Below are 459 nucleotides of genomic sequence, written 5' to 3' on the forward strand. Positions count from 1 at the left end.
AGTTGTTTGCTCCAGGTTCCAATACTGGTTGCGCACCTGTTGTGTTTGAATCTATGGAAATTCCGTTTTTAAATGTTTGTAATCCGTTATATCGTATCTTGTCTCCAGCTTTCATATTCAAGCCAGTTATACGCATCAAATCATGACTTCCAATGTAAAATGTGAAATCTTTAGTGTCTTTGCCTAAAACAATTTCAACATAATAATATTGATTGAATTTGTCTATGTTTACATCGCCTAAATAATAGTAATAACCATCTTGAATGTTATAAAATTTATTTCTTCTATAATCATCATTTTCGTTCCAAGCAACATCATCTTCTAAACCCCAAAATTCTAAATTAGGGTTCTTTGATAATTCGGTGTTATATGCAATACTTTCAAAATAAGGCAATTCTATAGTTTCGAAAGTTAATTATATATCTCCCGAAGTTTGAGTCCTATCAAAAGAAATTGCAT

1 pseudogene is annotated in these 459 nt (G+C 30.7%); it reads right to left on the minus strand.

Annotation, left to right across the window (positions count from 1 at the left end):
* Positions 1-394: pseudogene (locus ACF91D_RS31890) on the minus strand (phage tail family protein); the annotation flags it as partial.
* Between the last annotated feature and the right edge of the window lie 65 nt (positions 395-459).

The sequence above is a fragment of the Staphylococcus sp. 231237_7MaSpsaltlick genome (genome assembly GCF_043107035.1).